At 65.2% G+C, this 7,193-nt stretch carries 6 protein-coding genes; 3 read left to right on the top strand and 3 right to left on the bottom strand.

Features of this window, described 5'->3' with window-relative positions:
• On the top strand, positions 1 to 799 hold a 799-nt coding region (locus tag NZM16_RS11745; protein ID WP_295480535.1), incomplete at its 5' end, for an MBL fold metallo-hydrolase.
• Positions 799 to 1,623 (top strand): hypothetical protein, encoded by an 825-nt coding sequence (locus NZM16_RS11740; protein ID WP_295449753.1) that lies wholly within the window; start codon positions 799 to 801, stop codon positions 1,621 to 1,623. The genes NZM16_RS11745 and NZM16_RS11740, both read left to right, overlap by 1 nt.
• Positions 1,624 to 1,829: 206 nt before the next feature.
• Here NZM16_RS11740 and NZM16_RS11735 read toward each other — a convergent pair whose 3' ends face one another.
• The 3 genes from NZM16_RS11735 to NZM16_RS11725 all read right to left on the bottom strand — a co-directional run bounded on the left by NZM16_RS11735 (position 1,830) and on the right by NZM16_RS11725 (position 6,205).
• Positions 1,830 to 2,741, bottom strand: coding sequence for an ABC transporter ATP-binding protein (locus tag NZM16_RS11735; protein ID WP_295449755.1), 912 nt, complete (start codon positions 2,739 to 2,741; stop codon positions 1,830 to 1,832).
• A gap of 270 nt (positions 2,742 to 3,011) precedes the next feature.
• On the bottom strand, positions 3,012 to 3,872 hold the full coding sequence (locus NZM16_RS11730; protein WP_295449757.1) for a hypothetical protein: 861 nt from the start codon (positions 3,870 to 3,872) through the stop codon (positions 3,012 to 3,014).
• 323 nt (positions 3,873 to 4,195) lie between these two features.
• Positions 4,196 to 6,205: a helicase-associated domain-containing protein gene (locus tag NZM16_RS11725; protein ID WP_295449760.1), complete on the bottom strand. Its 2,010-nt coding sequence runs from the start codon at positions 6,203 to 6,205 to the stop codon at positions 4,196 to 4,198.
• A 149-nt stretch (positions 6,206 to 6,354) separates the two neighbouring features.
• On the opposite strand from NZM16_RS11725, the gene NZM16_RS11720 reads away from it, so the two are divergent.
• Positions 6,355 to 7,193, top strand: an 839-nt coding sequence (locus NZM16_RS11720) for a serine/threonine-protein kinase (protein WP_295480533.1), incomplete at its 3' end; no start/stop codon positions are given.

Here is a 7,193-nt window from a genome sequence, read left to right as displayed (position 1 = left end):
TGGGGTCGTGGTGATCGATACGCTTCCATTTCCTGAAGAGACCCAAGAGATCGTCGCGCTGGTGGAGAAGGAAGCAGAGGGGCGCCCCATTTACCTGGTCCTCACCCACTATCACACGGATCACACTTTTGGCGCGTGCCTCTTTGCAAATGCGATCGTCATCGCCCATGCCCTCTGTCGGAAGCGCCTGGAAGAGCATGGAGAGCAAGCCCTGCAAGAGGCCAAAGCCCAGGATCCGGCCTTTGCTCCGCTGAGTCTTCGCCTTCCCGAGGTGGTTGTGGAGGAAGGCGATCTCCTCTTGCGCCTGGGGAACAAAACGTTGCATCTATTCCACGCGCCCGGCCACTCCTCAGACGGGCTGGCCGTCTACATCCGCGAGGACCGCATCCTCTTCGCTGGGGATGTCATGATGCCCATCCCTTACATCGTGGATGGCGATGTGGAGCAGACCATCGCCACCCTTCAGCGTTTCCGGGAGCTTCAGATCGAAACCCTGGTCCCTGGTCACGGCGAGCCGATCCTCCGGGGGGAAGTTCCCGAGGCGATCCAGGCGAACATCAACTATTTGAACACGATCACGCGGGAGGTCCGGCGCTACCTGCAGCAGGGGAAGCCTCGGGAGGCGTTGCGGGAGCTTGATGTGGAAACCTGTGGGATCCCTCGCATCGCCTTGAACGGCCTGGCCCCCCAGTTGCACCATCGCAACCTGATCGCGCTTTATCAGCGTCTCAGCCCGGAGATCCGGCCCGCCCGCAAGACCCGAACGACCAAAACCTCCACACGCTCCTCCAAGGCCTGATGAGCGTCTGGGAACGAGCGCGGCGGCGTGGCCGCTTCCTGGAGCTGATCCTGGAAGATAAGCGAGAGGAGCTGGCGCGACGGCGTCGGGCGCTCGATGAAGGGGTGCTGCGCCTGCAAATCCGCCTATGGCCCACGTCGATTCCCCTTCGAACCATCCTCCCCGATCCCCAGGGCCGGCTTCGGCCGGTGGTCGCTTTGATGCGGGCAGCTCCCTTCCGGGGCTTGTTGCGCCCTTCATATGATCCGGTCCACCTCGCCCTCTCCCTGGCGACCCAGGGGGTCGTGGCCCTGGTAGTGATGACCGATGCCCGTTATTATCAGGGCCGCCTCGAACATTTGGCGGCGGTAAAGCAGGCCCTGCTCCGCCGGCAGCTGAACATCCCGGTGATCCGCCACGATTTTTTCCTCGATCCCTTCCAGGCCCTGGAGGCCCGGGCCTTCGGGGCCGATGCCATCTGGATCAGCTTGGCGATGCTGAGCCCCTCCATCCTCCGGGATCTTCTGGAAGCCGCTGCGGAATGCGGCCTGGATGTGCTGGCGGAGGTCCGGACGGAGGCCGAGGTGGAAGCCGCTCGGATGGCCGGCCTGAGTGCCCTGATCGTCCAGCGGCGGGATTGGCGGACCTTTGCGGTCGATCCTGCCCTCCCGGCGCGGTTGCGTCCGCTGCTCCCGGAGACCGCCATTTGGATGGTGGCAGGCGGGATTTCGAGCCCTCAGGAGATCGAGGAAGCCCGCGCGTTGGGCTTTCACGCGGTGATCTTAGAGGAAACCCTGATCGGCGCCCGCGATCTCATGGCTCGATACCGCGAGCTGGGTTTTTAATTTGTAGGAGGTGCGCCGTTCGCTTTTCGCTTTCTCGGGGGGCCATTCCACCTCGTCCGGCCGGCTCCCAGCCACCCAATGGGTTCTGGTTTTGTATGCGGGGGCGGTGCCTCCGGATTCTACCCCCGCCCACGAGGAGGAGATCCCTTTTCTGAGGGGCAGGTCGATGGGGCGGGCCGCCTGCCCCCTGTCCTATGGGGACACCCTTATCCCATCTCCATTCCCACGACCTGGAGGAACACCTCTTCCAGAGAGAGGCGCTGCGGGATCATGGCCTCCAGATCCAGTCCCTGGCTCACAATCCAGCGGGCCAGGTCGGCCGGGCGACGGCCCGGGGCCAGCCGCAGGGTCAGCCGGTTGTCGGGCGCCGCGAGGACTTCTCCCCATGCTCGCAACTGAGCCTCCAGGCCTGGCGGGATCCACCGGAGGTGGAGGATCAGGGTGGTCGTATCTCCGGCCCGCAGATCCATGGTCTCCACCACGACACCCCCTTTGATGAAAGCGACCCGGTCGCAGATTCGTTCTACCTCACTCAGTAGATGGGAGTTCAAGAAGATGGTGACCCCATGGGATTTCTGCTCGCGCAGGAAATCCCGCACCAGGATCCGCCCGGCGGGATCCAGGCCCGAGGTTGGCTCATCCAGGAAGACCAGGCGGGGCTCGTGGATGAAGGCCTGGGCCAGCCCCAAACGCTGACGCATGCCTTTCGAGAGCGCACGGAACGGGCGTCGCGCGTCTGCAGCCAAGCCAACCCGTTCCAGCAGCTCCGGGATCCGGCGCCGCAGGCGCTGAGGCTCGACGCCGGCGAGGCGGCCGTGGAACCACAGGATCTCCTCCGCGGTCAGCCAGTCGGGGAAGGCGAAGCCCTCCGGCAGGAAACCGATCGCCCGACGGGCGCGGCGGTCGCCCAGCGGCCGCCCCAGCACCCGCCCGCTCCCCGCCGTGGGGAGGATCAGGCCGAGGAGCATCTTAAGGGCGGTGGTCTTGCCGGCCCCGTTCGGACCGAGAAAGCCGAAGGTTTCTCCCTCCGCGACCCGGAGCGTGAGATCCACTACCGCCACCCGATCTCCGAATACCTTCCGCAGGCCTTCGGTCTCAATGACCCAGACGCCGCTCATTTCCCGGACCGTTCACCGAGGAGGGAGTAGGGGTGGGGGGCTGCCATGCGCTCATCCCACCCTATGGTTATGTCCACGTAGGGGCAACCACAGAGGGTTGCCCCTACCCCTTGGGCATAGGGGCCCGTCCATTGGGACAGGCTGCCCGTAGGGGCAGGCCCCTGTGCCTGCCCCTACAGAACGCGATCCGCCACACCGTTTTCCGTAGTTCGTAGGGGCACCCCCTGTGGTTGCCCCATATGGGTGCCCCCTGGTCATCCCCGCATCGATTCAACGCATGGCGCGGGCCCAGGCGATCAGCCGGCTAGCCTCCGCGCCCGGCCCACCGATCAGATACAGGGACGTCTCATCGTGCCAGAGAAGGAAGCGGACCGGCAGGGCCTCCCCGCTGGGGGTGTGGGCGGCTTGGGGGAAGGTGAAGAGCGTCGCTTCCCGATCCCCCAGGGCAACGGATTCTACTTCCACAGCCATGCCGGGGGCCATCGGGATGGGCAGCAGGAGCGTCGTTTGCCAGTCCACGGTCCGGGCCAACCGCCGCGCCTCCTCAGCGGGCATCCCGATCAGCCGCAGGGCAGCTTCCGCCAGCGGCCGGACATCGCCTTCCGGCTGCACGGTGTAAGTCGGCAGAGGCGCTTGTGCCCAGCCGTAAGGGGTTCCTTCTGCTTCGAAGGTAGCCAGCAGGATCGGCCCCACAGTGATCGTCAGGACCGTCCCATGGAGGGTCTCGGGAACGGTCACGTCGTCTGCCCCGGCAGCGTGGAGGGCTTCCCTCAGATGGCCCACATCGACGGTCCAGCGAGCGGAGGCCGCCGGCATTACCTGCAGGGTGAGGAACTCCTTCACACCAGCGGGCGAGCGGACAGGGAAGCCCAGGAACGCTTCCGCCTCGGGGAGGCTCTGAACCGTCTGGGGCTCCACAGGTTCGAAGGCGATATCGCTGCCGAGGACACGGGAGAGGGTTTCGCCCGTCGCGGTGGGGATGGAGAACGTGTAAGGGACCACCAGGAGGCGACGGAAACGAAAGCCCTGGAGGAAATCGTGGGCAGCCGCCCGCAAGGTGGGGGAAAACACAAAAGCCAGCGCCGTCACACCCAGCAGGAGCAGCCCGGCCATCTTCAGATGCCGGTGCATAGGATCCTCCTTTCAGAATGCGGGAATCCGCGTTGGCTCCTGTAAGGATAGGATCGGATGGGGGTTTCGGCGAGATCCCGTTCCGCCGGAGATCCGGCCCTCAATGGAAAAGACGTCTCCTCGCCCTTTGGCGTTCCAGAGGAACGGAAGCTCCTGCCCATAAAATGAATCCATGCCGGGGAGAAAAAGCCTTTTGGGGGCTGGGGCACCACCGGAGGCGGCGCCCCAGCCCCAACCCCCCGGGCGAGCTCGGAAGTCGCCGATTGCGGAACTCGTATTGTCAACCGCGTGGGCCACCTCGAACAAGGTCCTGAAGGCCTGACTCAGGGGGAGGGATGATCCATTTCTTCCACCGAGACCCCGATGGCCTCCAGCCAGGCCTTCAGGGCGGAGGCATGATCCGCTCGAACCATCAGGGTATGGGAGTCCAGGGGGCGGATCCACGGGGCGAGCTCTGGCTCGTTCCAGAGGGCCTCCAGGATCTCCGGGCGGTCCATCCGCAGCAGGATGACATGCTCCCAGCGGGCGCGGGGCGGTTGATCGCTCCAGGCCAGCAGGCGAGCCAGCAGCCAGGCCGGCAGGGGCCCGCGGTGAACCTGTTGAAGCCGCTGTAGGATCTGGGGAAGGGTCATGCCGGCGGTCCGCCCGGCCCGCACGGACTCCTCAGTGATCCGGAACCCCTCCGGGATACGCTCGGCGAACGGTTCCAGCAGGCGTTCCACCCCAGGGTGGGGGAAGGGACCGGCCCAGCGCAGGATCCCGGGAGGCTCGGCGATCACCTGATGACGCAGATCCTCTGGGCGGAACCCCGTCGTCCAGGGTCGGATTCCTTGAGGATACCATTCCGCTTCCAGATGCGCCAGAGGTTCCTCTGTCCACCCCATGGAATCCCCCAGCGGATGGATGCCGCGGCCCCGGGGGAGCGGTTCCCCGGCGGTCCGGATCAGGGTCACCCGCCGATAGATCCGGATCTGGTGGAACCGCCGGTGCCAGTCCTCCAGCGATCGCCGGACGTTGGAGGGCAGGGGCTCGCCGCTGATCCCCTCCAGAAAGCGGATGATCCGCGGGACGTCCCAGCCTTGCTGGATCCCCCGATACACCGTGTCCCGGGAGAGCTGATACACGGAGACAGGATCTCCCGGGCTGGGATCCGCGAAGGTTTCCAGCGCCGCCAGGATCGATTCAGAGGCCGGTTCGAAGACCAGGATCCGGAAATCGGGCTGGACGATCAGGCGTCCGCCTTCTTCAGGAGGTGAAACCGGTCCGCCGATCCCCAGGACCCATGCACCGAAGGGCGTCAGGCGAACGGCTTGCCATCGACCTTCCCCATCGCCCCGATCCAGAAGGCCCAGCCAGTGCAACGGCCACAGGGTCTCTGCCGCCAGCCAGGTCTTCAGGTGGGTCGCCATCTCCCGACCGGCCGGAGAGGAGGGATCCGGCAGGCGTTCCGGCCGCTCCGGGAAAACGGCGGCAAGCAGGCATGGGAGGGGAATCCAGGAGCCTGGCTCCTGCTGACACAGGGCCTGTTCCACCCGAGCTCGAAGAAGACCCGGAGAGAGCATCCCGTTGTTGGGGAGATCCTCCGAGCCCTCCCCTTTCCATGCGTGGAAGGCGGCCAGGGCGCGATCGATGGCCCCCTGCTCCCAGAACGGATGCAGCAGATCCAGGATGAGGGCAGCTCCGTGCGTTCGGAGGACCCCCATCCGTTCCAGCAACTGCTGAAGGAAAGTGAGATAGGCGGATTCCTGGGGGGATCCCGCCCGTCCCAGCCAGCGTTGCAGGCGTCGCATCCAGCGAGCAGGGAGACGTCCCTCGCGGGTGAGGGCGATCTCTGGGAACCGTCGCAGGAAGCGTCCGAAGCGTCCCAGGTCTCGTGCCAGCCGCAGGGGGGAGGCCGGGATGATCTTGGAAGGCGCGGAAACCTCTAATGGGGGAAGCGCGGCAGCGATCTCTACGGGCAGGATGGCTGCTCCCTGAGGGAGCAGGGAACGGATGGGGCGGCCGGCGGAATACCAGTAGATCATGCCCGAAGCGGCAAGGCGGACCGCCAGCGTTTCGAAGGGAACCCCCGGCGTGCCGCTCGATGTCATCTCATATAAAATCGAAAAGACCAGGGCCGGCATGGCGCCTCCGGCCCGGCGCAACCCTTCGATCAGCACGCGGCCCTCCGGCGGGAGCTGCGTCCAGAGCGCCTTGAGACGCTTCGGATCGCTCAGCCGGCGGAGCATGTCCTCGGGGCTAGCCGGCGCCGTCTCCGCAGGCCAGCCTTGCCGGTGAAGGATCTCCGCTAATAGCGGGGGCTCATAATGACGGATGACTTCCGGCAATCGCATGATCAGAACCCTCTTCCTCCCTCTGGATCCCCAGCGGATCCTGGGGGGCGATGACCAAAGTAAGGTAAGAAAATATCAACCACATCGGTATGATAAAGGGGAACACGATGGAATCCGGGACGACGGGCCCCAGGGAGAGGCGAACCGGGATGGAAACCCAGCGGCTGGATCCCATGCAAACCTCCTCCCTTCTGAGAGTGGGCGAGGTCCTGCAGGGACGATATCGCATCGAGCGGGTGCTTGGCGCGGGGGGGATGAGCACTGTCTATCTGGCCCTGGACCTTCGCTTCTCCCAGGTGCGACGTCTTTGTGCCATCAAAGAGATGATCAGTCATATCCCGGACCCCCGGATGCGGGCGCTGGCCCAGCAGAGCTTTGAGCGGGAAGCCGCTCTCCTGGCCACCCTCAGCCATCCGGCCATCCCCAAAATTTACGATTACTTTGTGGAGGGTGAGCGCAGCTACCTCGTCATGGAGTATATCCCAGGACAGGACCTGGAGATGCTCCTGCGGCGCACGGAGGGGATGCTGTCGGTGGAGGAGGTGGTGAACTGGGCGGTGCAGATCTGCGATGTCCTCCACTATCTCCACTCCCAGCAGCCGCCCATCATCTTCCGGGATCTGAAGCCGTCCAACATTATGGTGGATCCCTATGGGCGGGTGTTCCTGGTGGATTTCGGGATCGCCAAGGTGTTTCAGGCCGGGCAGCGAGGGACGATGATCGGGACGGAGGGCTACAGCCCACCGGAGCAATATCGGGGCGTGGTGGATCCTCGCACGGATCTCTACGCCCTGGGGGCCACGTTACATCACCTGCTGACGCGTCAGGACCCGCGCCTGGAGCCGCCGTTCTCCTTTCACGAACGTCCGATCCGTCGGATCAACCCGGCGGTCCCTGAGGCCCTGGCCCAGGTGGTCATGCGGGCCCTGGAGTATGACCCGGAGCGTCGGTTCCAGTCGGCGCTGGAGATGAAGCAGGCGTTGCTGGC

It is taken from the genome of Thermoflexus sp. (assembly GCF_025055495.1).
Lineage (GTDB): Bacteria > Chloroflexota > Anaerolineae > Thermoflexales > Thermoflexaceae > Thermoflexus.
Note: the sequence above shows the minus strand (reverse complement) of the source record. Positions and strands in the feature narration are given on the sequence as shown.

Excerpts from the sequence above, each read along its gene's own strand:
- NZM16_RS11740 (WP_295449753.1), top strand. The coding sequence starts at position 799 with ATGAGCGTCTGGGAACGAGCGCGGCGGCGTGGCCGCTTCCTGGAGCTG.
- NZM16_RS11730 (WP_295449757.1), bottom strand. The coding sequence starts at position 3,872 with ATGCACCGGCATCTGAAGATGGCCGGGCTGCTCCTGCTGGGTGTGACG.
- NZM16_RS11735 (WP_295449755.1), bottom strand. The coding sequence starts at position 2,741 with ATGAGCGGCGTCTGGGTCATTGAGACCGAAGGCCTGCGGAAGGTATTC.
- NZM16_RS11725 (WP_295449760.1), bottom strand. The coding sequence starts at position 6,205 with ATGCGATTGCCGGAAGTCATCCGTCATTATGAGCCCCCGCTATTAGCG.